Origin of the sequence: Streptomyces chattanoogensis (genome assembly GCF_001294335.1) — a bacterium.
Classification (GTDB): Bacteria; Actinomycetota; Actinomycetes; order Streptomycetales; family Streptomycetaceae; genus Streptomyces; species Streptomyces chattanoogensis.
On the sequence record NZ_LGKG01000155.1, the window covers coordinates 45805 to 68168 of the forward strand.

The following is a 22364-nucleotide window of genomic DNA, read 5'->3' on the forward strand; positions in this document are numbered from 1 at the left end:
CACTCCTCGTCGGACAGTCGAGGAACAGTCGAGCTGGAGGCATGGCATGCGCGCGATCGAGCTTGCGGAGTACGGCGGCCCCGAGGTCCTGAAGGTGGTGCAGGCGGACGTCCCCGAACCCGGCCCGGGGCAGGTGAGCATCGACGTCGCATACGCAGGGGTGAACTTCGCGGACCTGAAGGCGCGCGCCGAGGGCTACCGGGTGCCGGCGCTCCCCTTCCGGCCCGGCCTGGAGGTCTCCGGGCGGGTGCGGGCGGTCGGCGCGGGCGTGACCGGGCTGTCCGTCGGCCAGGAGGTGACCGCCCTGACGGACGGCGGCGCCTACGCCGAGGTGGCCGTGGCGGAGGCGGCGACCGTCTTCCCGCTGCCGCAGGGCGTCGACCTGCGTACGGCCGCGACCCTCCCGACGGTGCTGCCCACGGCGTACGCACTGCTGCATGCGGTGGGCCGGCTGCAGCCCGGCGAAACCGTCCTGGTCCAGGGCGCAGCCGGCGGAATCGGCACGGCCGTGGGCCAGTTGGCGAAGGCGGCGGGTGCGGGAGCGGTGTACGGCGTGGTGTCGTCGGCCGCCAAGGCCGAGTACGCCCGCGCGTACGGCTACGACGAGGTGTTCGTCGGCGACTTCCAGAAGGCCGTCCGGACCGCGACCGGCGAGCGCGGGGTCGACCTGGCCCTGGACCCGGTCGGCGGTGAGACGCTGCGGGCCTCGCTGACCTCCCTTGCAGCCTTCGGCCGCCTGGTCTCCTTCGGCAACGCGAGCTCGGCCGAGCCATGGAGCGTCGGGCAGCCGGACCTGTACCCCACGGGGGTCTCAGTCGGCGGCTTCTCCATCCTCATGCTGGCCAGGACCGCCCCCGCCGCCCTGCGGGTACTGGCCGAGCGGGCGTTCGCGGAGGTCGCCGACGGGACGGTCGCCCTGCCGGTCACCGCCGAGTTCGCACTGTCGGAGGCGGCGGAGGCGCATCGGCTGATGGGATCGCGGACGAGTACCGGGAAGCTGCTGCTCAAGGTCGCCGACTAGCCTTCCCGGTCTCCAAAAACAAAGGCAAGGAGGTATGCACCCACTCCTTGCCACTCTCAACTTATAGCGCATGGGGGGCCTTGCGGCAAGGCCCCCGTCGTGCCGCAGAATCTCCGGCCGAAGCCGGAAATCGAGGAAACGGGGGCAGCGAAGTGCGTGTGGTGTTGTCGACGTACGGGTCGCGCGGGGACGTCGAACCGCCGGCAGGTCTCGCGGTGCGGTTGCGGGGACTCGGCGCGGAGGTGGAATCCGAGACCCGCGCACGGGCGACCACCGTGGCCGGAACGAACCGCGCCGGCGGAGCAACGGCGTCGGCGAAGCTGCTGCTCGACGCGATCGGCCAAGAGAGGCCGCCGATGCCCGCGTGAGCCACGCGGGATCGCCGAGCCGGAGCCCAGACCCCAGACCCCAGACCCCAGACGCCTCCCTGCGCGCGCCATGGTCGCCAGCGAGCGACCTCAGATCGGAGCCGATGCCCATGCCCATGCCCGTGGACCCGCTGACCACCAGCGTGTTCGACCTTCCTGACCGCCTCTCCCCCAAGGCCGACCCGACGCTGATCGCCGGCGACGAAGAGCACTTCGCGGCCCTCGCGGAGAGCCTTGAGCAGGCGATAGCCGAACTGTCCGACCGCCTCGACACCGAGCGCAGGGCGCCCGGCGGCATGGGCCGGCAGGCGATGGACCGGGACGCGGAGATCCACCGGCTGACCGCTCGCCTGCGGGCGCTGCGTCGCTTCGGACTGGACCTGTGCCTCGGGCACATGGTCAGCGCGGACCGCCCCGAGCCGGTGTACATCGGACGACTTGGCCTCACCGACAGCGCGGGGCGTCGGCTGCTGCTCGACTGGCGCTCCCCCGCGGCCGAGCCGTTCTTCGGAGCCACCCACGCCAACCCGATGGGTCTGGCAAGCCGCCGCCGGTACCGCTGGACCCGCGGCCGGATCAGCGACTACTGGGACGAGGTGTTCGCCTCGGACGGTCTTGTCGGAGACGAGCTGATCGGGCGCTGCGCCGGGCACGCCGCGCTCGACGACCAGTCCGCCTTCCTCGCCAGCCTGGGCAGCAACAGGTCGGCGCGGATGCGCGATGTGCTCGGCACCATCCAGGCCGACCAGGACGCCATCATCCGCGCGGGGTCCCGGGGCGCCCTCGTCGTCGACGGCGGTCCGGGTACGGGGAAGACCGTCGTCGCGCTGCACCGCTCCGCCTACCTCCTCTACTCCGACCCTCGCCTCGGTCACCGTCGGGGCGGTGTGCTGTTCGTCGGTCCGCACCGGCCGTACCTGGCATACGTCTCGGACGTCCTCCCCAGTCTCGGAGAGGAGGGCGTGCAGACCTGCACTCTGCGGGACCTCGTCGCCGAGGGAGCCGGCGCAGCGGTCGAGGCCGACCCGGACGTGGCCCGCCTCAAGTCCACCGCGAACATGGTGAAGGCGGTCGAGACGGCCGTCAGGTTCTACGAGGAGCCGCCCGCCGAGGGGATGACGGTCTCGACCGACTGGTCCGACATCTGGCTGAGCGCCGACGACTGGGCCGAGGCGTTCGAAGCCGTGGAACCAGGCACTCCGCACAACGAGGCGCGCGAGCAGATCTGGGAGGAGCTGGTCGCGATCCTGAGGGACCGGCACGGCGACGACAACGTCTCGCCGGACCAGTTCGGCAGGTCGCTGCTGCACGACGAAGAGCTGGTCACGACGCTCCATCGCGCGTGGCCGCTGCTCGAAGCGGCCGACCTCGTCGGAGACCTGTGGTCGGTACCCGCCTATCTGCGGATGTGTGCTCCCTGGCTCAGCCCCGACGAGGTGCGCACGCTCCAGCGCAAGGAGGCCCCCCAGGCCTGGACAGTGTCCGACCTGCCGCTCCTGGACGCGGCACGGCAGCGGCTCGGCGACCCGGAGGCGGCCCGGCGGAAGCGTCGGCATGAGGCCGTCCTCGCCGCCCAGCGCGAGCGCATGGCGCAGGTCGTCGACAACCTGATCGACGCCGCGGCCGACTCCGGCGCCGACGGCGACAACGGCGAGGGCCTGGTGAGGATGCTGCGCGGCCAGGACGCCCAGGTCAGCCTGGTCGACGAGTCCGAACTGCCCACCGCCGAACCGGACCTGCTCGCCGGCCCGTTCGCGCACATCGTCGTGGACGAGGCGCAGGAACTGACCGACGCGGAGTGGCAGATGCTGCTGCTCCGCTGCCCGTCCCGGAGCTTCACCATCGTCGGGGACCGTGCCCAGGCCCGGCACGGGTTCACGGAGTCGTGGCAGGAACGGCTCGAGCGGATCGGACTCGACCGGATCAACCTGGCCTCTCTGAGCATCAACTACCGGACGCCGGAAGAGGTCATGGCGGAAGCCGAGCCGGTCATCCGGGCCGCGCTCCCGGACGCCAACGTGCCGACCTCCATCCGCAGCAGCGGCATCCCCGTGGTCCACGGATCCGCTGCGGACCTGCCCTCGGTCCTCGACGACTGGCTCGCCGCACACGCCGACGGGATCGCCTGCGTCATCGGCGCCGGTGACATCGGAGGTGGCCCATTCCGTACGACGTCCCGCGTCCGCTCCCTGACCCCGGAGCTGTCGAAGGGCCTCGAGTTCGACCTGGTCGTCCTCGTCGACCCGGAGGATTTCGGCGAGGGCATCGAAGGAGCGGTCGACCGCTATGTCGCAATGACCCGAGCGACCCGGCAACTCGTCATCCTCACGAGCTCGTGACGCATCGGTCGCGATGGCGAGAAGCACCCCCCCGCCCGCACCATCTGGGTCCGCACCGTCGATCCCGACGACATCGACGACAGCGTCTCGGCCTGCCCGCACCTGTTCCAGGCCTGCGTCCCCAAAATCGCGGACATCAGACTGGCCGCCGTCGGCGATCAGCTCTTCGCCACCCGTATCGACATCGACGGCGACCACCTCGACTGGCGCCAGGACTACGACTCCCTCGCCTACTCCCCTGCCGACACACCCCTTGCCGTCCGTACCGCGGTACACGCCTACCTCGAGGCATTCGGGCTCCTCTTCGGAGCATTCGACTTCGCCCTGCGGGCCGACGGCCGCTGGATCTGGCTGGAGACCAACCCCAACGGCCAGTGGGCGTTCGTCGACGCACCCACCCGCCGAGCGATCGCCACCGCCCTCGCCGACCGCCTCCAGGGGTGAGCCGGGCCGCTGGGGACGGGGCCAACGCGTCACAGCAATCCCACAAGATTGCCTTCTACCGTCGGGGCGCGGCTACCCTCACCTGGGCTGCCGTCATGGAGCGGACCGCGAACCCGAACGGCACCGAAGGTGAACTGCACCCGATGCGGCGGCTTTGTGATCCAAGGGCCCGACGGCCGGTGGTCCTGCAACAACTGCGGGGCGAGCGGATGAGCCCGATGAGACCAGAGCGGAGTCCTGCATGTGCGCGGCGAAGCGCATCGAACGCGTCCTCGTCGTCGATGACGACGCGGTGATCCTGCGTTCCCTCGGACGCGGCCTGCGCCTGAACGGCTTCGCCGTCGCGCTCGCCGAGGACGGCCCGGCCGCGCTGGCCGAACTGGCGGCCACACCTCCCGACGTGATCGTGCTCGACGTCTCCCTGCCGGGGATCAGCGGCATCGACCTCTGCCGCACGCTGCGTGCCGGCGGGGACGAGGTGCCGGTGCTGATGCTGTCCGCACTGGACGAGTTGGACGACCGGGTCGCGGGCCTGCAGGCCGGGGCCGACGACTACCTCGTCAAACCGTTCGCACTCAAGGAGCTGGTGCTCCGGTTGCAGGCCCTGCTGCGCCGCCGCCCGCCCGGCGCGACGGACGCGGTACGGGTCGGTGACCTGGTCGTGGACGCCGCCGCACGGGAGGTGACGTACGGGGGCGCGGAGGTGCGGCTCACCCGGCGCGAGTTCGAGCTGCTGGAGGTACTCGTCCGCAACGCGGGGGTCGTCCTCACCCGCGACCAGCTCCTCGATCGTGTGTGGGGCTACGACTTCGAGGTGCGCACCGACGCCGTCGACACCTTCGTCAGCTACCTCCGGCGAAAGCTGGAAGCCGGGGGCCGGCCGCGGATCGTGCACACCGTCCGCGGGGTGGGCTTCGTGCTGCGGGCGGCGTGCGGACCGGAGGCCGCTCGATGAGGCTCTCGACGCGGATCGCCCTGGCGATGGGCGTCGCGGTTCCCCTGCTGGTCCTGGGCTCGGGGGCGCTGTTGCTGCGGCTGGTCACCCATGATGTGCACGCAGAACAGGACGCCCGTCTGCGGGAGCGGGCCACGGTACTGCTGCCGCTGGCCCGCGGTCTGCTGCGGACCGAGGGCAGCGGGCGGCCCAGGAAGGCGGCCAACCAGGAGCGGCGGCTGCTCGATGCGGGCCTCGACGTCGGAGTACGGCTCACCGCGGCCGCCAACGGGCCCGCAGCCACGGACCGGCAGGCTGCTACTGGCGGGCAGGCGCCGGGCCGGGTGGTCGCCCAGGCCGGTCCGCAGCCCGCCGACGCGGTGCCGCTGCCTCCCGCGGCGCTCGAACCGGTGACGGTACGGTCCCGGGGGCACTCCTGGCGGGCACTGTCGGTACAGGTCGGCGGCGCGAACGTACAGGCCGGACGGCACGGCACGCTGTGGGTGTTCTCCCCCGGATCGGCCGGAAGCGCCGAGATCGACACCGTACAGAAGCGCATTTTCCTGGTCGCGTTGATCGCCGCGCCCCTGGCCGGGCTGGTCTCCCTCGCCATCGCCGAACGCGCCACGCTGCCGCTGCGGCGGCTTCAGCGTCAGGCCGGCGGCCTGGACCCCGGTACCAGTACGGCCCGTCTGGAGCACACCCGGTCGCGGATCACCGAAGTCGACGACCTGGCCGGCACCCTGCAGACCGTCCTGGCCCGCTACGACGAGCAGGCGACGCGGACCCAGGAGGCGCTGGCCACCGCCCGCGCCTTCTCCGCCACGGCCTCCCACGAGCTGCGTACGCCGCTGATGGGCATGCAGACCAACCTGGACGTCCTCACCGACCACCCGGATCTCGACCCGGCCGACCGCGCCGAGATCCTGGAGGACCTGCACTCCGGGCATCAGCGGCTGATGGGCCTGCTGGTCGCGCTCCGGGCACTGGCCCGGGGAGACCTGGTGGAAGCCGACGCATTCACCCTCGTGGACCTCTCCGAACTCGTCGCGGCGGCGGTGGCCGATCTGGCACGGCACCACCCCGAAGCGGTGCTGACCACCCACGTCGCCCCCGGAATGCGGCTGAACGCCTGGGAGCCGGGGCTGCGGATGGCGGTCGACAACCTGCTCCGCAACGCGGTGGCCCACGGCAGCCGGCCGGGCGCACCGGCGCGGGTCCACGTGACGCTGCGGCCGGGCGACCGGACGGCGGACCCGGTGGCCGTGCTCACCGTGGACGACGACGGTCCGGGCATCGCGCCCGGCGAGCGGGCACAGGTCTTCCAGCGGTTCCGTCGGCGCCCGGACAGCCCGGGTTCGGGACTGGGGCTGACCCTGGTGGCCCAGCAGACCGCCCTGCACCGCGGCACGGTGGAGATCACGGAACGTCCGCAGGGGCCCGGCGCCCGTGTCGAGGTGCGGCTGCCCCGGGCCGGTGACACGGTCAGCGACACCCGAACCCTCGAACTCCCCCTGCACCGCGACTGGTTGAGTGCGTTCCCGGCGCACGGGCTCCCCCGGCACCCGGCCGAGGACTGAGCCGGTCACCTCGACCGGGGCCGGGGCTCCCTGACCACCCGCGCCGTGACGAGGGTGGTGCCCGCCGAGCACGTCACCGAGCGGAACCGGTCGCCGACCTCGGCCACCCAGAACGCATCGGCAACCGTGAGCGCCTGGACGCTCAGGCCGTGCCGCCACCCGCGGAAGGTGGCCTCGACGACGTCGGCGCCGGGCGGCAGCTGCCCCCACGCCACCGACCAGCGGGTCGCGGAGCGGCCGCTGTGCCGGCCGCCCCGCAGCGGGGAAACGCTGAGCGTGGTCATGACGGACACATCGATCAGCCCGGCCCCGCTGTGCACCTCCAGGGCGGGTCGGCCCGCGGAGCCCCGCGCGATGCGCAGCAGCCAGCCGCTGCGGGGCAGGCGGAGTTCACCGGGTTCGGTGCGTGTGAGGGTGGTGAGGGTGGTGAGGGGGGCGAGGGTGGTGAGGCCCGTGACCGGGCGCTCGTCCGGTTTGAGGAAACCACCGCATTCCACTGTGCCTCCTGGGGTCAATGCCGCTGTACTCCCGTACCGCTGGACTTGCGTACCGCTGGCGTCCGATACCTCCGGAGCCTAGGAGCGTTCCTTGTGGTTTCCCTGTGCCGCTCCGTTCCCGCGCCGGCCCCGTGCACTGCGGCGCTCCGGCTCACAAGGTCTCCACAAAGAACGCTCCTACGTTCTGCGGCAGACGGCCCGTCCGCACCCGGTGCGGAGGCAGCGGCCGTGTCCAACCGCCCCTGGAAAGGAGCATGACCATGCAGCGTCCCAAAACCACAGTGGCCACAGCCCTCGCCGGACTCGCGCTCACCGGTTCCCTGCTGAGCGCGGCGGCGCCCGCGAACGCAGCGGAATCCGCCAGCGGCCCGGCCGCCTCGCACGCCAAGGTCCACCCGGACCGGCAGCGGCACACCGAGGGCAAGGGCATCTGCACCCGGGTGCCCAGGCTGGAGAAGCGCATCGACCGGGCGCTCGCCCGGCTCAACGGCGGTGTGCACACCCGTGGCTCCATCGCACGGATGGCGCAGCGGGTGAAGAACGCCCGCGCCAAGAACCACGACGCGGTCGCCACGTTCCTCCAGGACCGGCTCACCCGCCGCAAGCAGCTGAAGCCGACCCTCACCCGGGAGCGCGTCGACCTCAAGGCCGTCGCGGCCTGGTGCTCGACGAGGGACAACGCCAAGGAAGGCGACGGCTCATGAAGCGGGCCCGGCGTACCGCACTGCTGCTGACGGCGGCGGTCGCGGTGCCGGTCCTGGCGGCCACCGGCTGCTCGGGGTCCTCCGGCGGACAGCGGTCGGCCGGGAGCTCCGCGCCCCACGGAGCCTCCTCACCCCCGGACACCCACTCGTCGTCGTCCTCGTCATCCTCATCGCCCACCTCGTCGCCCGCTTCCTCGTCCGACCGGGAAGAGCAGATGACGAAGACGGTCGAGGAAGCCGAAAGGGCGGCGGACGCGGCCGACTCCGACGCGGCCGACGACCCGCAGTAAGGAGCCGATGATGGAGGCGGGGGCATCTACGGGCTTCCTCGCGGGCCCGCACCCCGGCGGGGTACGCCGCCTGGGAAACCGGTACGAGCTGGGCGAGCTACTGGGCCGGGGCGGTACCGCCGAGGTCCATGCCGCGCATGATCTGCGGCTCGACCGCGGCGTTGCGGTGAAGACCCTGCGGTCCGATCTGGCCGGGGACGCGCCGTCGGCGGCGCGCTTCCGGCGCGAGGCGCTGTCGGCCGCGTCGCTCAACCACCCCTCGATCGTCGCCGTCTACGACACGGGGGAAGACCTCGTGGGAGGGGTGCACGTTCCCTACATCGTGATGGAGCGTGTCGACGGACCGACTTTTGCGGACCTTCTGCACGGCGGAGGCAGGCTCTCGCCGACGAGGGCCCTGGAGTTGACCACCGGGGTGCTGGAGGCGCTGGCCTACGCGCATCGCAGCGGCGTCGTCCACAGCGACATCAAACCGGCCAATGTGATGCTCTCCCACGACGGAGTCGTCAAGGTGACGGACTTCGGTACCGCGCGACGGGTGGATGTGCAGGGCGCACCCCTGACCCAGCGCACCGCGGTCATCGGTACGCCCAGGTACCTCTCCCCCGAGCAGGCCCAGGGGAAGGCCGTGGGTGCCCCCGCCGATCTCTATTCCACCGGCTGTCTGTTGTACGAACTGCTGACGGCCCGGCCGCCGTTCCTCGGTGACGGCGTCGTCAGCCTGATCCTCCAGCACGTGGAGGCCGAACCGCCGCCTCCGTCGTCGCTTGTACGGGGGCTGCCGCCCGGCTGCGACCCTCTGGTCCTGCGGGCCCTGAACAAGGCGCCCGGGGACCGTCACCCCGATGCCGAGGAAATGCGCCGCGACATCGAACGGGTCCTGGCCGGCCTTCCCTCCGGCGCCGCGGACCCGTATGCGGGACCGGGCCGCCCGGCGTCCGTGGCCCTCACCCCCCGCGCGCCGGCCGTCTCTCTGCACACGGAGCCGACGCTGGTGTTCCCCGCTCCGGGGCCGTCCGCCGTTGCCCCGGAACAGGATGCGGAAGAGCCGGAGGGGCGGGCAGGCGCCGGCCGTCCGGCTCGGCGCCGCATCCGGGGTGCGGTGTACCTGATCGGCGCGCTGATGGCCGTATCGGCCGGTCTGTACGCCATCGCCGCCCCGGACGCCGCGCGGCCGGCCGCCGGGGAGCCGGACGCCGGGCGTCCCACCGCCCGAGCACCGCAACGGCCCGGAAGCACCGCCGTCCAGACAACAACGCGCGTGCCCGACCTCATCGGCAGAACCCTTGCACAGGCGCGCACCCTCGCGGAGAACGCGGGGCTGCGGCTGGTCCCGTCCGGACGGGCGCGCAAGGGCAGACACTGCCGGGGGCCGGTCGAGGCGGGCACAGTGTGCGATGCCTCGCCGGAACCAGGCACCGACGTCGCCCCAGGATCCGAGATCCGGGTCAGGGTCAAGGCCCCTTCAGGCGCGCGTCGACCACTCGCGTTCTCTCCGGCTCGTCACATCAACCACCCCCGAAACGGACACAGTTGATGCCCCATCAGGATCTCTGGACCTCCGGACCTCCGGACCTCCGGATCTCCGGTTGTTGCCCTCACCCGGCGACCGCCGTCACTCGGCGCTTCCCGGACGAGGCCACCTGTCCGCCACCCGCAACGTGCCGTTGCGGTATCGGAGGACGGGGGCACCGGTCCGCGGGTCGACGAAGCACTTGGCCCCCCATGGCTTCGCGCCCAGGTCGATGAGCTCGAACGCCGCCATCCGCGCACAGGGCTCCAGGCCACTGGCCCACCTGGCCGTCTGCTCCTGTCCCGGGGCGATGGTCTCCCAGCCGCCGAAGGGGAAGTCTCCGCTGCCGACATAGGTACGCACCTCACGGACGCATCTGCGCGCAAGCCGGTCACTGCGGCCCATGATCTCCAGCCAGCCGTCCCACCGCATACCGGCATCGACCTCTGGGGGACGGGGTCCCGTCCTGGGCCCACCCGCCCACTCGCGGCGGGCCACCAGTTCCGTCAGCACGCGATGCGCCGGTGTCCCCTCCTCGTACTCACGCGCAAGGCGCCGCAACGACCGCACCCCGGAGGCCGACACATTGCCCGGACCCCACAGAGTGCGCCAGTCCGGTCGGCGCACCATCGCATCCGAGCGGCGATTGGGGCGCAGCACGACACGCACGAGCACGACGATGGCCCCGCATACGACCAGAAAACCGAAACCCAGCAGTACCAGGTCCACGCCGGACTCCCCTTTCACCAGCCTCCTCCCAAACGACCGTTACCGCTCCCCCACGGCGATCAGACCGGCCGGAACGAGTGCCGGCCGGAACGAGTACCGCGAGAACCCACGTAAGCATGTACCGCCCCTGTCCGTCGTGCACTCATCTCTCCACACGGTATGCGGCCCCGCACGAGGCGCCGGGCGCGGCCCGTCGCCGACTCACCGGGTTATGTCTGGCTGCATGTCGGCGCGTTGACCTGGCATCCGGCGCGTATCTGGCGTGGACTGGTACCGGAGCCGACCGCAAGCAGCACGCGGGCGGCTGGTCCAGCACGATCGCAGAGAAGGACGTCATGCCTGCAGGAGCCAGCAAGAAGCGTGAGCGGCAGTACGAGCACATCAAGCAGAACGCGCTGCAGCACGGCGTCTCCGAGAAACGTGCCGAAGAGATCGCCGCGAGGGTGGTCAACAAAGAGCGCGCCCGCGCCGGCGAGACCAGGGCCGGCGGCGAGACCTCCACGAAGGACGCCAAGTCCGCACCGCAGCGGGGCGGCGAACGCTCCGCTCGCGGCCTGCAAGGGCCGACCAAGGAACAGCTCTACGAAGAAGCCAAGAAGAGGAACATCGAAGGCCGCTCCACCATGAACAAGGATGAGTTGCGCAAGGCCCTGGGCCACTGAGGACGGGAGTATCGGACGCGACCGCGCGCCTGTCGGACCCGCGAAGCGGACAGACAGGCGCCGCCCTTCGGCCGCCGACCGCACTCATCCTGATCATCCGACGCCACCATCGCCCTGGCCCTGGCTCACCCACCGCGACGCCCGGAAAACCCTGGGCAACCCCAGGCAAGCCCTCTCCCTGATCCTTCGCGACGGCCGCATATATCATGGCTGAAGGCGTCTCTTTCGAGAGACGCGGGCAGCATGTCGTCTCCGATGTCGGAGAGGGAACATGGCCGCAGACGAAGAAGACGGGGCAGCACACGTCCAGCGCCCGTCCAACCGAAAATCCGGCGCCAAGACCGCCAGGAAGTCCCGTGACGGCGGCAGCCGGACGGGCAAGGACGCGCAGCGCCCAGCCCACCGTGCCTCGGCGGCGCGGATCATGCGGAACGCCGCTGAGCAGCTCCAGGAGCTGCTGGGCCGGGCACCCGAGTCCGTCTCCGCGGTGAAACCGACGGAGGACGGCTGGCAGGCGGACGTGGAAGTCCTGGAACTGGAGCGCATCCCCGCAACCACCAGTGTGATGGCGAGCTACCGGGTCACGCTGGACGAGGAGGGCGAACTGGTGGCGTACGAGCGCACCCGCCGCTACACCCGAGGGCAGATCGACCCCCGCACGTAGGGGCCGGAGCCCGCTGCGCGGCGTTCGCAGGGTGACAGACGCGGCCACTCCACGAACCGGGGGTGAGCCGGTGAAGGGAGGCACCATGACCGTGGTGCCGCAAGGACAAGAAGCCATTGCCAGGGGCGGCGGGGCCAGCTCCGGGAATCTTTACGACATCCTGGACCTGATTCTGGACCGTGGTCTGGTCATCGACGTCTTTGCGCGAGTGTCGCTGGTGGGCATCGAGCTGGTGAAGGTGGATGCCCGCGTCGTCGTGGCGAGCGTGGACACCTATCTGCGCTTCGCAGAGGCCTGCAACCGGCTGGATCTGGAGGCCGGCAACAAGAAGCCGCAAGAGCTGACCGACCTCGTCGGCGAGGTGACCGAGGGCGGTTCGCACGGCAAGGCCAAGGGCGCGCTGACCGGAGCCGCCGAGGCCGTCACCGACGCGCTCAAGGGAAAACGAGGGGATGAGGAGGCGGACGAGGAGGCCGAGGAAGAGGCAGAGGAAGAGGAGACCGCCGGACAGCGGAAGCGGCCGGCCCGTCGGGCAGCGCAGCACCGAAAGGAGTGAGCGATGGCCGTCTACGTCTACTCCATCACCGCCAGCACGCATCCCCGGCGCCTCGACGGCGTGGACGGTGTGGGCGATCCGCCCGCCTCGTTGCGCACTGTGAAGGCCGGCGAGCTGTCCGCGATCGTCAGCGACGCCCCCGAGGAGCTTCGTGCGAAACGCCGGGATCTCGCGGCCCACCAGGCCGTTCAGGAACGGCTGATGGCCGACGGCACCGTGCTGCCACTGCAGTTCGGCTTCACTGCCGACGACGACGATGCCGTGCGCGGGGTGCTGGAGGAGCGCGCGGAGGAGTTCACCGAACGGCTACAGGCGCTTGCCGACTGCGTCGAATACCACCTGAAGGCCGCCCAGGACGAGGATGCGCTGCTGCGCCAGATCCTCGCGGAGTCCGAGGAGGCGCGTGGGCTCAATGAGCAGATCACCGGCGGCCGCGGCGGTCCGGACCTGCCGCTCGCCCTCGGTGAGCTGGTCGCTCAGGAAGTGCAGGCCCGCCAGGACCGGCTCGCCGCCTCGCTGCTCGATGCGCTGCAGGGCCTCGCCCGGGAGGACGTGGTGTCCCAGCCGACCGGCAACGACTTCCTGAATGTGTCCTTCCTGGTAGAGCACGACCAGGAGGAGAGTTTCCGCACCGCCGAGAAGGACCTCGCCGACAAGCTGGGCGGCGACTTCGACCTGCGGCTGCGCGGCCCGTTGCCCCCCTACAGCTTCGTCTGAGGAGTCTCCATGGGCCTGCTGACTCATCTCGCCACCCTTCCGCTGGCGCCCGTACGCGGTGTGGCCTGGGTCGTGGAACGCGTCGTCGACGCCGCAGAGCGTGAGTACTACGACCCCGCGCCCGTCGAGCGGGAACTCGCCGAACTGGAGCGGAAGCTCCTGGCGGGCGAGATCGACGAGGAGACGTTCGACCGGCGCGAGGACGAGCTGCTGGACCGGCTGGACGAGATCAGGGCCCACATACGGGGCCCCGGCGTCTGACCGCGAAGGGAGGCAACAGCCGTGACCGAACCCGTCGCCAGGAGGCTGGGCGACTACCCGTCCCGAGCGACCCAGTACGGCCAGGGCACGTCGGCCAATCTCGCCGACATCCTGGAACGGGTCCTGGACAAGGGCATCGTCATCGCCGGCGACATCCAGATCAACCTGCTGGACATCGAACTGCTCACCATCAAGCTGCGGCTGCTGATCGCCTCGGTCGACAAGGCGAAGGAGATGGGCATCGACTGGTGGGAGCACGACCCCGCGCTGTCGTCCCGGGCGTCCGACGGCTACCGCTCCCTCGCCGAGGAGAACAAACGGCTGCGCGGTGAGATCGAAGAGCTGCGCAAGGACCGTGAGCTGCCGCCGGCCGAGAAGCGCAGCCGGACCGGGCGCGCCTCGAACCCGTCGCGGACCACGGCCGGCAAACGGACGGAGACCGGTCGCCGTGACACGAGGCGGGACACGCCATGACCGAGACCGACAGTCACGACACCATCAGCTATGCGTACGCGGTCGCGCGGGATGCCGACGGCGCGCTGGAGGACGCGCTGGCCGGACTGCCGGGAGTGGCGGACGCACCGGTGCGGCTGGTGCGCACGGCGCAGCAGGCAGACGTGGTCGTCGCGGTCGGCCCGGTGCCCGCGCAGGACTTCCTGGAGGACGCGCTGCGCGCCCATCTCGAAGACCTGGACTGGCTGGAGTCGGTCGCCCGCGCCCACCACCGGGTCATCGAGGCGCTGGCCGCCCGTACCACCGTCCTGCCGCTCCGGCTGGCCACCGTCTACCTCGATGACGAGCGGGTGCGCCTGATGCTCGAGACCCGTCGGCAGGCGTTCGCCGACCGGCTCTCTGCGTTGGAGGCGCAGGTGGAGTGGGGCGTCAAGATCTTCGTCGAGGCGGCCGAGACATCCGAGGCGGCCGAGGCGGCCCGGCAGCCGGACGAACCTCCGCCGGACGCCGGGCTGAGCCCCGGGCGGGCCTACCTCAGCCGCCGCAGGGCGCAGCGGCACGCCCGCGACGATGCCTACCGTGATGCCGAACGGGCGGCCCGGCGGGTCGAGGATGCCGCCCGCGCCCACGCGGTCGACCGGGTGCAGCACCGTCCGCAACAGGGCGAACTGGCCCGCGGGCCCGGCGAGAACGTCGTCAACGACGCCTATCTCGTCCCGCGGGAGCACGCCGAGAGCTTCCATGCCGACGTGCTGCGGGCCGCCGAGGGGATTCCCGGCGTACGCATCGAGATCACCGGCCCCTGGGCCCCGTACTCCTTCGCCACACCTGCCGACGCCGAGCCGCTGGAGAGAGCCACGCCGTGAGAGCAGCGGGCGGACCGACGGCCGCGACGGACGAGCCGCTGCCGGACCGGCAGATCGCACTGATCGACCTGTTGGACCGGCTGCTCAGCGGTGGCGTGGTGCTCACCGGGGACGTCGTGCTGTCCATAGCCGACATCGATCTCGTACGCGTCTCGCTGCGCGCGCTGATCGTCGCCATCAGCGAAGAGAATCCCGGCCCTTGGCCCGCCATCGCTCCGCCCGAGAACACGCCCGCGCGAGACCGCCATGACACGTGACGGTGCCGACCGCCCGCCCGGCCGCTTCGACGAGGTCGCCGACGCGGCGAGCCGCGCCTTCCGCCTGCTCCCCGCGGCACCGCAGGACTCCCTGCCCCGGGCCGGCTCGGCATCCCGCGGGCCCGCACCCCGGCTCAACACCGACCCCGACACCGTGGAACGAGACCTGATCAAGCTCGTCCTCACCCTCGTCGAGCTGCTGCGGCAGCTCATGGAACGCCAGGCCCTGCGACGGGTGGACGCCGGGGATCTCACCGAGGAACAGGAGGAACGGCTCGGGGCGACGCTGATGATCCTCCACAGCCGAATGGTGGATCTCTGTGCCCGTTACGACCTGACCATGCAGGACCTCAACCTGGATCTGGGGCCTCTCGGGACGTTGCTGCCACCGCACGAATAACAACCCGACCGAATGACAACCCGCCAAATGTCAACTCGACGAGAAGGACTCGACAGGAGCAAGGAAAATGAACATCAGAAAGACGTCGAAGAACCTCGGCGAAATAGCCGAAGGGAAGACAAGGGAAACCATCGGAAAGATGCTCGGCAACAAGAGCATGGAACGGAAAGGGAAATTCGAGAAGGTCATGGGGAAAGCCAAGTATGAACTGGAAAGGCGGAGGCACCAGTTCAGGCACTGACGGCCGGGCGGGCCCGGGCGGGCCCGGGCGAGCCGAGGAAGTCCCTCACTCCTCTTCCTCGGCCTCGTCCTCGGTCTCATCCTCCTCGCCGTCCTCCTCTTCACCGTCCCCCTCCTCGCCCTCCTCCTCATACTCTTCTTCCTCGGGCCCCTCTTCACCCTCCGCCTCTTCGTCCTCCCCCTCTTCGTCCTCCACGACCTCTTCATGGGTCCGTACGACCTCGCCGTCGCGCACTTCGCCGCGCCAGCCCTCCGGCGCCTCGTCGGCGAAGGTCACAAACCGCTGGAAGTGCTTGAAGTCGAGCCGTAGCCGACGGCCCTGTGCGCGCCACAGATTTCCGGTCTTCTCGAACAGCCCCGAGGGGTAGTACTCGACGACCAGCACAATGCGGGTCAGGTTGGGCGCCAGCTCATGGAAACTGACCGCACCACGGGTCGATCCCTTGGCGCCCTCCGACGTCCAGACAATGCGGTCGTCCGGGATCTGCTCCTGAACGGTGGCCTTCCAGCTACGGGCCGACGGACCGACCTTGACCTTCCAGTCACTGGTCGTCTCATCGTTCATCGAGACATTGCGTACGCCCTTGGTGAAGCTGCTGAACTCGTCGTACTGCGTCCAGTAGTCGTAGGCGGTACGCAGCGGCACACCGACGTCGAGCACCTCGACGATATTGGTGACCTTCTTGTCGCCCGAGCCGGACCCACCCCCGCCGCCCAGCGCCTCCTTGGCCTTCCCCAGCACGTTGTCCTTGATGTCCTTTGCCTTTCCGCTCAACACCGCTTTCAGGGGGGAATCGCCGCCCAGCAGACCGCCCGCGATTCCGGACAGCGATCCGCCGTTCGCTGCGAAGTCGGTGAGCTGTTCCGTAACATCGGTGAGTTTGCCGCCGGCGCGTTCCGCCAGGTTCCCGACCCATGCCGCCAGAAATCCGCCGAGCTCTTCACGCAGCCGATCGAGGCCCGCGTCCCCGTTGCCCTGTCCGGCCTTGGCCATGTCCGGTCACCTCCGGCCCTTGACGCGCGACGATGCCTTCTTGGTGGTTTTCGCGGTGGTTTTCTTTACGGACTTCTTCGCCGGCCCTGTCTTGGCCGGGGCTTTCGTCCCCGCCTTCTTCGCCGTGGTCTTCCGCGCGGAGGACTTCTTGGCCGGAGCCTTTTTTTCTGGTTCTTTCTTCCCCGACGCTTCCTTCGCGGTCGCGGAGCTCGTCGCCGCCTTCTTCGCGGACTTCTTCGTTGTGCCGGTCTTCTTGGCTGTCGGCCGCTGTCCGGCCTTCTTCGCCGCGCCTCCTCGCTCTGTGCGCCGTGACGCACCCCGACGGGGCCGCTCCTCAGGCTCCTCTTCGCCCTCGCTCTCTTCTTCCTCCTCTGTCGCCCCACCGGCCTCGAGCTGGAGAGTACGGTCGTGCAGCGCATCGGCAAGCTCCGTCAGACCGCTGTTGGCGGCGGTGGCCACCGCCTGCCGCCCGGCTTCCAGAACCTCCCCACTCAGCTGTTTGCCCAGGTCCGCGACCTGAGGGATCTCTCCGAGCCGACGGACACCCTCGGCCAACAGCTGGCGCGGCTCCAGCCCGAACTGCCGCCCGGCGAGGAACGACGCCGCAGTGAGGGCGAAGCGTCCCTTCTTCGTACGGCCCAGTACGTACCCGCCGGCCAACGCGGCGGCAAGCATGATCTTGGTTGATTCGTCCATGGATGTGTCACCTTTTCCCCGCCGTGCAGCAATCGGCGCCCTACTTCAAGAGTGGTCCGCATCCTGTCGAGCGCATCCCGAGCGGCCTGATCATGGGTACCGGGGCGGGCCGCCAGTCGGGACAACGGTCCGCGAGAGCGGTCGGCCGGGCGGGGTGGCCGGTTGACCCTCACACGGTGTCAGGCACTGAACGCTACCGCTACTACACGGCCGCCCAGCTCACCCGCCTCAACCGCGTCATCGCGTTCAAGGACCTCGGCTTCACCCTCCACCAGGTGCAGCAGATCGTGGACGAGAGGATCAGCACCGAGGAACTGCGCGGCATGCTGCGTCTGCGGCAAGCAGAGCTGGAGGCCACAATGGCCGCCGCGGCGGCACGGCTGGTCCAGGTCGAGGCGAGGCTCCGCTCGATCGAGAGCGAGGGGCACATGCCCACGAACGACGTCGTCATCAAGAACGTCCCGGCGGCCCGGGTGGCGGAGCTGACCGCGACCGCCGCGAGTTTCGGTCCCGAGGACATCGGCCCGGTCATCGGGCCGCTCTACGACGAGCTGCTCCGGCGCCTGGACGCGGCGGGCGTCACCCCCACAGGACCGGGTGTCGCCTACTACGAGGACGCGCCGGAGGGCGGCGGAAGGATCATCGTCCACGCCGCCATTCACGTCGCGGCTCCCCTCCAGAACGATGCCTTCCGGGTCCTCGACCTGCCGCCCATCGACCAGGCGGCGACGATCGTGCACCGCGGCTCCATGGACACGGTGCTGCCCACGGCCCAGGCCCTGGCCCGCTGGATCGACGGCAACGGCTACCGGTCGGCCGGATACCCCCGTGAGGTCAGCCTGGAGTGCCCGGACAACCGCGATGACTGGGTGACCGAACTCCAGGCGCCCGTGACCAGGCCCTGAGGCCCGCAGGCTGGACGAGGATCAGGCGGGGCCGTCATTCCGGGTGGCGTGTTCCGGACATTGTTCGCGGGGACCCTGCTCGTAGCATCAGCATCGCTACGGGCAGTCAGCGCGCCCCTCCCGCTGTGTGACCCGAAAGGAAGGGACATGACTCTTCGCCACCCAGCCAGCCGAGGCGGTGACAAGCGGGGCCGCTTCGCCGAACTCGCCCAGAAGTCCTCACATTTCACCAGCTCCCCCGCCTTCTTCGTCTCCTGCCTCGCTCTGATCGCCCTGTTCATCGGTGTCCACCTCGCTCATCTCTCCCTGGAAACGCAACTGCTGGTCGGAGACTTGATGACGGCGGTCACTCTGCTGCTGTTGGCATTGCTGAAGAATTCCGAACTGCGGGCGGAACACGCGATTCAGCGCAAACTCGATGCCCTCGCGGCGGCCCTGCTGGAAGCGCGGGAAGGCGGCAGCAGCAAAGCCGCGGAGGATCTCAGGAAGGCGATCCGGATGGAGGGAGAGACATAGAAGAGACATCAGCGTCTCGTCTCACCCCAGGCGCCCAGCGGTCGGCGACCCAATCAAGACGAAACGTATCGTGTCGCATGCTGCTCCGCATCCACCGCACGGCAACCGCACTGCCCTCACCGCCTTGAACAGGCAGAACGGGATCCGACGGAAGCCGTCTTGACCGACGGCGCCCGGTCAATTCGTCAGCCGCCCCAGGAGCGGTGCAATGTGGAAGACGTGGGCCTCAGGGAGCGCTTTACAGGTTGGTGGGAGCCATGGCGGCCGGGCCATGCGCTGCTGGCGATTCCCCTGCTGCTCATCATCGTGATCACCGTGGTGGACATCCTGGTGCCGGAGGACGTCCACCTGGGCCCGCTGCTGGTCATCGCGCCCGCGATCACCGCCTCTTTCGCCGGCCCTGCGCTGACCGCAGTGATCGGGCTCCTCACCGTGGGCGCCCAGGCGTTCATCGGTCTGCACTTCGGCGTGCTGGCGTCCCGGAACGTCTTGGTGCAGATCGTCGCCCTCGCCGCGCTCTCCTCTCTGGTGGTCTTCTACTGCATCCTGCGGGACCGGCGCAGAAGAGAACTGGCCCAGGTGCGGTCGGTGGCCGAGGCTGCGCAGCATGTGCTGCTGTGGCCGCTGCCGGACTGGATCGGCCCCCTGCGGGTCGCCTCGCTGTATCTGGCTGCCGAGGACGAGGCGCAGATCGGCGGTGACCTGTACGCGGCGACCCGTGTCGACGGCGGAACCCGGATCATGATCGGCGACGTGCGGGGCAAGGGCCTGGCTGCGATCGGCGAGGCCGCCCTCCTGCTCGGCGCCTTCCGCGAGGCCGCCCATCGGCACACCGCCCTGCCCGCCCTGGCCGCCGCCCTGGAAGAGAGCGTCACCCGCTATCAGGCCGACTTCGAGCCGGCGGACGAGGCCGGGGAGCGCTTCGTCACCGCACTGCTGCTGGAGATCCCCGACCAGGGCCATATCACCCACATGACGAGCTGCGGGCACCCGGCACCACTCCTGCTGAGCCCCGCCCACGCCGTCACCGCCCCGAGCCTGCACCCCGCGCCCCCGCTGGGCGTCAACAGCACGGCACCGGCGGACTACACCATCGACGTGGTCACCTTCGAGGCCGGCGACACCCTTCTCGTCTACACCGACGGCGTCATCGAAGCGCGCGACCGCGAAGGAAACTTCTATCCGTTCGCGGAACGAGCCGCCCAGTGGACCGACAACTCCCCAGAGGCGCTCCTGCACCACATCCGGCGTGACCTCCTCTCCCATACCGGCGGGCGTCTCGACGACGACGCGGCCCTCATCGCCATCCACCGTCCCCTCGGCAGGTCATCGCGGAAGATGCACCCGCTCTGACTTCCCCCTGACCCACAAGGGGAATCCGGCACGTGCCGACGGCAGAACGCAAGCCACTTCGAGAGGGATCGGCCACTCGGCTGGAGGAGGCAGCAACGAGCCGGGTGAGGCCCTCATCGGGTGCCGCGAGCAGCGCAGCGGCCCGCCTCCGGGCCGGACGCGGGCCGTGGAACGTCGAAACCAGGTCCCGGCGGCTGGCCTGCGGCGCGGACACCGGGACCCGTTTTCCTGTTACTTCTCGTCCTTGTCGTCCTTCTCGTCCTTGTCGTCCTTGTCGTCCTTGCCTTCCTTGCTGCTGTTGTCGAAGGCGTTGTTGCAGCCCATGGACGAGCCCATCTTGGTGTCCTGCGCACCCGGGGCACCCTCGCCGCCGAGCGCGTTGCCCAGCAGGCCGTTGAGGATCCCGACCTCGCCGAGGACGTCGACGTTCAGGTCGTGCGACCGACAGGAGCTGCCCTGCTTGACGTCGAACTTGTCGCCCTGCTTGCCGCCGCTGTAACCGCCGTCGGCGTGGGCAGTGCCGGCGCCGAGCAGCGCGATGCTGCCGAGGGCGGCGATCACAACGGCAGCTTTGTGGAACTTACGCATTTCTTCTCCGGTGGATTGAACGGATACGATCAGTAAATGATCGACTTCGTACAGTTATGAGAGGCTAATGTGCATCTCTCGTCCTGTTAAGCGACGCGCCCATGACCGCCGCGAACGGACGCTCACGACGTCGGAGCCGAGGCAGGGATGCGCGCGGGTGCCGGAGCGGAACGAAGTGCCGCCCGTACGCGATGACGAACGGCAGCGCGCGGGCCTGTGGTTCGGGGCAGCGCGGGGAGGGGGAAGGCCCCGTCGGACCGGGCCGCGGATCGCGGCCGGCCCAACTCGCCGTGGGTACCGGGTTCATCGGGGGCCGCACGGTGGAGTCGGGGCGGGCCCTGGTGGATCAGGCCCCTGGGCGCCGGCCGCCGAATGCCTCCAGGGTGCGCTCCAGCATCGGCAGCGCCCGGACCACCCGACGGGAGCGGATCAGCAGATCCCAGGCGGGCTCGAACTTCTTCCAGCCGGCGGCGTACGCCAGGTGGCGGAGCCGTTCGTGCGGTCCCGGCTGGGAGGCGGCGCCGCGCCAGATGTTCGACCAGCGATAGAAGTCGCGATAGGCGCGCCAGTAGCCGTCCTCCAGCTGACGGGCCGTCATCCCCTTGGGCCGGTGGACGACGTGGCGGGTGTCGTAGAGGTCCCAGTCCTGGTGGACGATGCGGTCCTCGGCCGCCAGCTGCTTCCACAGTCCGGTCGACGGATACGGCGTCATGATGTGGAAGGTCGCGGTCTCGATGCCCTGCTCGACGGCCCATTCCACGGTCCGGTCGAAGACGTCCGGACCGTCCTGGTCCAGCCCGAAGACGAAGCTGGCGTTCACCATGACACCCGCGTCGTGCAGGCGCCGTACCGCGGCCCCGTAGTCCCGGCCGATGTTCTGGTTCTTGCGGCGCTCGGCGAGGTTGGCGTCGTTGACGGTCTCGAAGCCCACGAACAGGCTGCGCAGGCCCGCGTCCGCGGCTCGCTCCAGCAGACCCGGCTCCAGTACCGACTTCACCGTGCCGGCCGCCTGCCACAGCCGCCCTCGAAGAACGCGTCCTTGTAGCAGAAGTCGCAGTGGTGCGGGCAGCCCCGCGACACCACGAGGGAGTTGGGCACGAGGTAGAGCTGACGTTTGATCAGGTCCCGGCGTACGGGCGGGAGCCCGGCAAGGGTCCGCTGCCTGGAGTCATAGCGGCGGGCCGGTACACCGTCCCGGAAGTCCTTGAGGAACTGCGGCCAGGTGTCCTCGCCGGGCCCGGTGAAGAGGGTGTCGGCATGCGCCGCGGCCTCGTCCGGAAGCGATGTCACATGCAGACCGCCCATGGCCACATGGGCGCCCCGCGCACGGAAGTGATCGGCTATCTCGTAGCTGCGCCGGGCGGAGGTGATGTACGGCTGTATCACCAGCAGGTCGGGAGTCTCCCACGTCTCGATGTCGAGCCGTTCCACACGTTCGTCGTGGAGCGTGACCTCGTCGTCGGGGTCCAGATATCCGGCGAGGGTCGCCAGGCCCAGCGGCGGGAAGAGCGAGTACTTGACGGGCCGGAACAGCGGACTGGTCGCCTCGGTCAGTGCCGGCAGGATCATCGTTACGCGCATGACTGCCAGGACTCCGGGAGCGTGTGGCCCGGTTCCCCGGCGAGCGGCGGGGACGGCCCGACCCGGAACGGCAGGAGGACACCGGTGAGAACCGGTGCCCTCCGGACACGCCTAGCTCAGGGTCTTCAGCGCCGCCACGTCATACGGCTTCAGCTCCTCGAACCGGTCCCCCAGCACCTTCGCCGCCCACAACGGATCCTGAAGCAACGCACGGCCGACAGCCACCAGGTCGAACT

27 protein-coding genes and 1 pseudogene are annotated in these 22364 nt (G+C 70.1%); 20 read left to right on the top strand and 8 right to left on the bottom strand.

Features of this window, described 5'->3' with window-relative positions:
* Positions 1 to 46 precede the first annotated feature (46 nt).
* The 4 genes from ADL29_RS27460 (at position 47) to ADL29_RS27480 (ending at position 6686) form a co-directional block, all read left to right on the top strand.
* Positions 47 to 1021: a quinone oxidoreductase family protein gene (locus ADL29_RS27460; RefSeq protein ID WP_053926270.1), complete on the top strand. Its 975-nt coding sequence runs from the start codon at positions 47 to 49 to the stop codon at positions 1019 to 1021.
* Positions 1022 to 1511: 490 nt separating this feature from the next.
* Positions 1512 to 3728 carry an RNA polymerase recycling motor ATPase HelR gene (gene helR, locus ADL29_RS27470; protein ID WP_053926292.1) on the top strand — a complete coding sequence of 739 codons (2217 nt, stop codon included), beginning with the start codon at positions 1512 to 1514 and terminating at the stop codon, positions 3726 to 3728.
* A 685-nt stretch (positions 3729 to 4413) separates the two neighbouring features.
* The gene (locus ADL29_RS27475) at positions 4414 to 5127 is read left to right on the top strand and encodes a response regulator transcription factor (RefSeq protein WP_046924137.1); all 714 of its coding nucleotides are present in this window, start codon (positions 4414 to 4416) and stop codon (positions 5125 to 5127) included.
* Positions 5124 to 6686: a sensor histidine kinase gene (locus ADL29_RS27480; protein WP_053926272.1), complete on the top strand. Its 1563-nt coding sequence runs from the start codon at positions 5124 to 5126 to the stop codon at positions 6684 to 6686. The genes ADL29_RS27475 and ADL29_RS27480 overlap by 4 nt, the downstream gene beginning before the upstream one ends.
* A gap of 5 nt (positions 6687 to 6691) precedes the next feature.
* On the opposite strand, the gene ADL29_RS27485 is transcribed toward ADL29_RS27480, so the two are convergent.
* Complete coding sequence (locus ADL29_RS27485) at positions 6692 to 7183, bottom strand: hypothetical protein (RefSeq protein ID WP_053926273.1); 492 nt, start codon at positions 7181 to 7183, stop codon at positions 6692 to 6694.
* Between the two features lie 260 nt (positions 7184 to 7443).
* On the opposite strand from ADL29_RS27485, the gene ADL29_RS27490 reads away from it, so the two are divergent.
* Genes ADL29_RS27490 through ADL29_RS43700 form a run of 3 tightly spaced genes read left to right on the top strand, consistent with a single transcriptional unit; the run spans position 7444 to position 9714 of the window.
* Entirely contained in the window at positions 7444 to 7887 is a 444-nt protein-coding gene (locus tag ADL29_RS27490; protein WP_107095101.1) for a hypothetical protein, read from the top strand.
* On the top strand, positions 7884 to 8177 hold the full coding sequence (locus tag ADL29_RS27495) for a hypothetical protein (RefSeq protein ID WP_053926275.1): 294 nt from the start codon (positions 7884 to 7886) through the stop codon (positions 8175 to 8177). The genes ADL29_RS27490 and ADL29_RS27495 overlap by 4 nt, the downstream gene beginning before the upstream one ends.
* Before the next feature lie 10 nt (positions 8178 to 8187).
* Positions 8188 to 9714 carry a protein kinase domain-containing protein gene (locus ADL29_RS43700; RefSeq protein ID WP_169795267.1) on the top strand — a complete coding sequence of 509 codons (1527 nt, stop codon included), beginning with the start codon at positions 8188 to 8190 and terminating at the stop codon, positions 9712 to 9714.
* 78 nt (positions 9715 to 9792) lie between these two features.
* Here the strand turns inward: ADL29_RS43700 and ADL29_RS27505 are convergent, their stop codons facing one another.
* On the bottom strand, positions 9793 to 10419 hold the full coding sequence (locus ADL29_RS27505) for a hypothetical protein (protein WP_157878586.1): 627 nt from the start codon (positions 10417 to 10419) through the stop codon (positions 9793 to 9795).
* 335 nt (positions 10420 to 10754) lie between these two features.
* Here ADL29_RS27505 and ADL29_RS27510 point away from each other — a divergent pair, with 335 nt between their 5' ends.
* From ADL29_RS27510 to ADL29_RS41730, 10 genes are all read left to right on the top strand, one after another.
* Positions 10755 to 11081: a plasmid stabilization protein gene (locus tag ADL29_RS27510; RefSeq protein WP_053926278.1), complete on the top strand. Its 327-nt coding sequence runs from the start codon at positions 10755 to 10757 to the stop codon at positions 11079 to 11081.
* Between the two features lie 271 nt (positions 11082 to 11352).
* The gene (locus ADL29_RS27515; RefSeq protein ID WP_046924144.1) at positions 11353 to 11745 is read left to right on the top strand and encodes a gas vesicle protein GvpO; all 393 of its coding nucleotides are present in this window, start codon (positions 11353 to 11355) and stop codon (positions 11743 to 11745) included.
* Positions 11746 to 11830: 85 nt separating this feature from the next.
* Complete coding sequence (locus ADL29_RS27520; protein ID WP_053926279.1) at positions 11831 to 12301, top strand: gas vesicle structural protein GvpA; 471 nt, start codon at positions 11831 to 11833, stop codon at positions 12299 to 12301.
* A gap of 3 nt (positions 12302 to 12304) precedes the next feature.
* A complete protein-coding gene (locus ADL29_RS27525) occupies positions 12305 to 13018 on the top strand; it encodes a GvpL/GvpF family gas vesicle protein (RefSeq protein ID WP_053926280.1) in 714 nt (237 codons plus the stop codon).
* A gap of 9 nt (positions 13019 to 13027) precedes the next feature.
* Entirely contained in the window at positions 13028 to 13279 is a 252-nt protein-coding gene (locus ADL29_RS27530) for a gas vesicle protein GvpG (RefSeq protein WP_053926281.1), read from the top strand.
* 21 nt (positions 13280 to 13300) lie between these two features.
* On the top strand, positions 13301 to 13753 hold the full coding sequence (locus tag ADL29_RS27535) for a gas vesicle protein (RefSeq protein WP_053926282.1): 453 nt from the start codon (positions 13301 to 13303) through the stop codon (positions 13751 to 13753).
* Positions 13750 to 14598 (top strand): GvpL/GvpF family gas vesicle protein, encoded by an 849-nt coding sequence (locus tag ADL29_RS27540; RefSeq protein WP_053926283.1) that lies wholly within the window; start codon positions 13750 to 13752, stop codon positions 14596 to 14598. The genes ADL29_RS27535 and ADL29_RS27540 overlap by 4 nt, the downstream gene beginning before the upstream one ends.
* Positions 14595 to 14855, top strand: a complete 261-nt coding sequence (locus ADL29_RS27545) for a gas vesicle protein (protein ID WP_053926284.1) — start codon at positions 14595 to 14597, stop codon at positions 14853 to 14855. The genes ADL29_RS27540 and ADL29_RS27545 overlap by 4 nt, the downstream gene beginning before the upstream one ends.
* Positions 14845 to 15255, top strand: coding sequence for a gas vesicle protein K (locus ADL29_RS27550; protein ID WP_053926285.1), 411 nt, complete (start codon positions 14845 to 14847; stop codon positions 15253 to 15255). Before ADL29_RS27545 ends, ADL29_RS27550 begins: the two co-directional genes overlap by 11 nt.
* 67 nt (positions 15256 to 15322) lie before the next feature.
* Positions 15323 to 15496 (top strand): CsbD family protein, encoded by a 174-nt coding sequence (locus ADL29_RS41730; RefSeq protein WP_078971331.1) that lies wholly within the window; start codon positions 15323 to 15325, stop codon positions 15494 to 15496.
* A gap of 45 nt (positions 15497 to 15541) precedes the next feature.
* Here ADL29_RS41730 and ADL29_RS27555 read toward each other — a convergent pair whose 3' ends face one another.
* Both ADL29_RS27555 and ADL29_RS27560 read right to left on the bottom strand, forming a co-directional pair.
* A complete protein-coding gene (locus ADL29_RS27555; protein ID WP_053926286.1) occupies positions 15542 to 16489 on the bottom strand; it encodes an SRPBCC family protein in 948 nt (315 codons plus the stop codon).
* Between the two features lie 6 nt (positions 16490 to 16495).
* Positions 16496 to 17185, bottom strand: coding sequence for a hypothetical protein (locus tag ADL29_RS27560; protein ID WP_053926287.1), 690 nt, complete (start codon positions 17183 to 17185; stop codon positions 16496 to 16498).
* Positions 17186 to 17361: 176 nt separating this feature from the next.
* On the opposite strand from ADL29_RS27560, the gene ADL29_RS27565 reads away from it, so the two are divergent.
* The 3 genes from ADL29_RS27565 (at position 17362) to ADL29_RS27575 (ending at position 19959) form a co-directional block, all read left to right on the top strand.
* Positions 17362 to 18090: a MerR family transcriptional regulator gene (locus tag ADL29_RS27565; protein WP_245689655.1), complete on the top strand. Its 729-nt coding sequence runs from the start codon at positions 17362 to 17364 to the stop codon at positions 18088 to 18090.
* 147 nt (positions 18091 to 18237) lie between these two features.
* Positions 18238 to 18606 carry a low affinity iron permease family protein gene (locus ADL29_RS27570; RefSeq protein ID WP_053926288.1) on the top strand — a complete coding sequence of 123 codons (369 nt, stop codon included), beginning with the start codon at positions 18238 to 18240 and terminating at the stop codon, positions 18604 to 18606.
* A 219-nt stretch (positions 18607 to 18825) separates the two neighbouring features.
* The gene (locus tag ADL29_RS27575) at positions 18826 to 19959 is read left to right on the top strand and encodes a PP2C family protein-serine/threonine phosphatase (protein WP_053926293.1); all 1134 of its coding nucleotides are present in this window, start codon (positions 18826 to 18828) and stop codon (positions 19957 to 19959) included.
* A gap of 231 nt (positions 19960 to 20190) precedes the next feature.
* On the opposite strand, the gene ADL29_RS27580 is transcribed toward ADL29_RS27575, so the two are convergent.
* The 4 genes and pseudogenes from ADL29_RS27580 to ADL29_RS45525 form a co-directional block, all read right to left on the bottom strand.
* Positions 20191 to 20547 carry a hypothetical protein gene (locus ADL29_RS27580; protein WP_053926289.1) on the bottom strand — a complete coding sequence of 119 codons (357 nt, stop codon included), beginning with the start codon at positions 20545 to 20547 and terminating at the stop codon, positions 20191 to 20193.
* Positions 20548 to 20893: 346 nt separating this feature from the next.
* Complete coding sequence (locus ADL29_RS44645) at positions 20894 to 21544, bottom strand: radical SAM protein (protein ID WP_211274399.1); 651 nt, start codon at positions 21542 to 21544, stop codon at positions 20894 to 20896.
* Entirely contained in the window at positions 21541 to 22128 is a 588-nt protein-coding gene (locus tag ADL29_RS44650; RefSeq protein WP_211274400.1) for a B12-binding domain-containing radical SAM protein, read from the bottom strand. The genes ADL29_RS44645 and ADL29_RS44650 overlap by 4 nt, the downstream gene beginning before the upstream one ends.
* Before the next feature lie 111 nt (positions 22129 to 22239).
* A pseudogene (locus tag ADL29_RS45525) lies at positions 22240 to 22364 on the bottom strand (12-oxophytodienoate reductase); the annotation flags it as partial.

What these genes read in the sequence shown, in the direction of transcription:
- ADL29_RS27460 (WP_053926270.1), top strand. Translation starts at nt 47, where the DNA reads ATGCGCGCGATCGAGCTTGCGGAGTACGGCGGCCCCGAGGTCCTGAAG.
- ADL29_RS27475 (WP_046924137.1), top strand. Translation starts at nt 4,414, where the DNA reads ATGTGCGCGGCGAAGCGCATCGAACGCGTCCTCGTCGTCGATGACGAC.
- ADL29_RS27480 (WP_053926272.1), top strand. Translation starts at nt 5,124, where the DNA reads ATGAGGCTCTCGACGCGGATCGCCCTGGCGATGGGCGTCGCGGTTCCC.
- ADL29_RS27490 (WP_107095101.1), top strand. Translation starts at nt 7,444, where the DNA reads ATGCAGCGTCCCAAAACCACAGTGGCCACAGCCCTCGCCGGACTCGCG.
- ADL29_RS27495 (WP_053926275.1), top strand. Translation starts at nt 7,884, where the DNA reads ATGAAGCGGGCCCGGCGTACCGCACTGCTGCTGACGGCGGCGGTCGCG.
- ADL29_RS43700 (WP_169795267.1), top strand. Translation starts at nt 8,188, where the DNA reads ATGGAGGCGGGGGCATCTACGGGCTTCCTCGCGGGCCCGCACCCCGGC.
- ADL29_RS27510 (WP_053926278.1), top strand. Translation starts at nt 10,755, where the DNA reads ATGCCTGCAGGAGCCAGCAAGAAGCGTGAGCGGCAGTACGAGCACATC.
- ADL29_RS27515 (WP_046924144.1), top strand. Translation starts at nt 11,353, where the DNA reads ATGGCCGCAGACGAAGAAGACGGGGCAGCACACGTCCAGCGCCCGTCC.
- ADL29_RS27520 (WP_053926279.1), top strand. Translation starts at nt 11,831, where the DNA reads ATGACCGTGGTGCCGCAAGGACAAGAAGCCATTGCCAGGGGCGGCGGG.
- ADL29_RS27525 (WP_053926280.1), top strand. Translation starts at nt 12,305, where the DNA reads ATGGCCGTCTACGTCTACTCCATCACCGCCAGCACGCATCCCCGGCGC.
- ADL29_RS27530 (WP_053926281.1), top strand. Translation starts at nt 13,028, where the DNA reads ATGGGCCTGCTGACTCATCTCGCCACCCTTCCGCTGGCGCCCGTACGC.
- ADL29_RS27540 (WP_053926283.1), top strand. Translation starts at nt 13,750, where the DNA reads ATGACCGAGACCGACAGTCACGACACCATCAGCTATGCGTACGCGGTC.
- ADL29_RS27550 (WP_053926285.1), top strand. Translation starts at nt 14,845, where the DNA reads ATGACACGTGACGGTGCCGACCGCCCGCCCGGCCGCTTCGACGAGGTC.
- ADL29_RS41730 (WP_078971331.1), top strand. Translation starts at nt 15,323, where the DNA reads ATGAACATCAGAAAGACGTCGAAGAACCTCGGCGAAATAGCCGAAGGG.
- ADL29_RS27555 (WP_053926286.1), bottom strand. Translation starts at nt 16,489, where the DNA reads ATGGCCAAGGCCGGACAGGGCAACGGGGACGCGGGCCTCGATCGGCTG.
- ADL29_RS27560 (WP_053926287.1), bottom strand. Translation starts at nt 17,185, where the DNA reads ATGGACGAATCAACCAAGATCATGCTTGCCGCCGCGTTGGCCGGCGGG.
- ADL29_RS27570 (WP_053926288.1), top strand. Translation starts at nt 18,238, where the DNA reads ATGACTCTTCGCCACCCAGCCAGCCGAGGCGGTGACAAGCGGGGCCGC.
- ADL29_RS27580 (WP_053926289.1), bottom strand. Translation starts at nt 20,547, where the DNA reads ATGCGTAAGTTCCACAAAGCTGCCGTTGTGATCGCCGCCCTCGGCAGC.
- ADL29_RS44650 (WP_211274400.1), bottom strand. Translation starts at nt 22,128, where the DNA reads ATGCGCGTAACGATGATCCTGCCGGCACTGACCGAGGCGACCAGTCCG.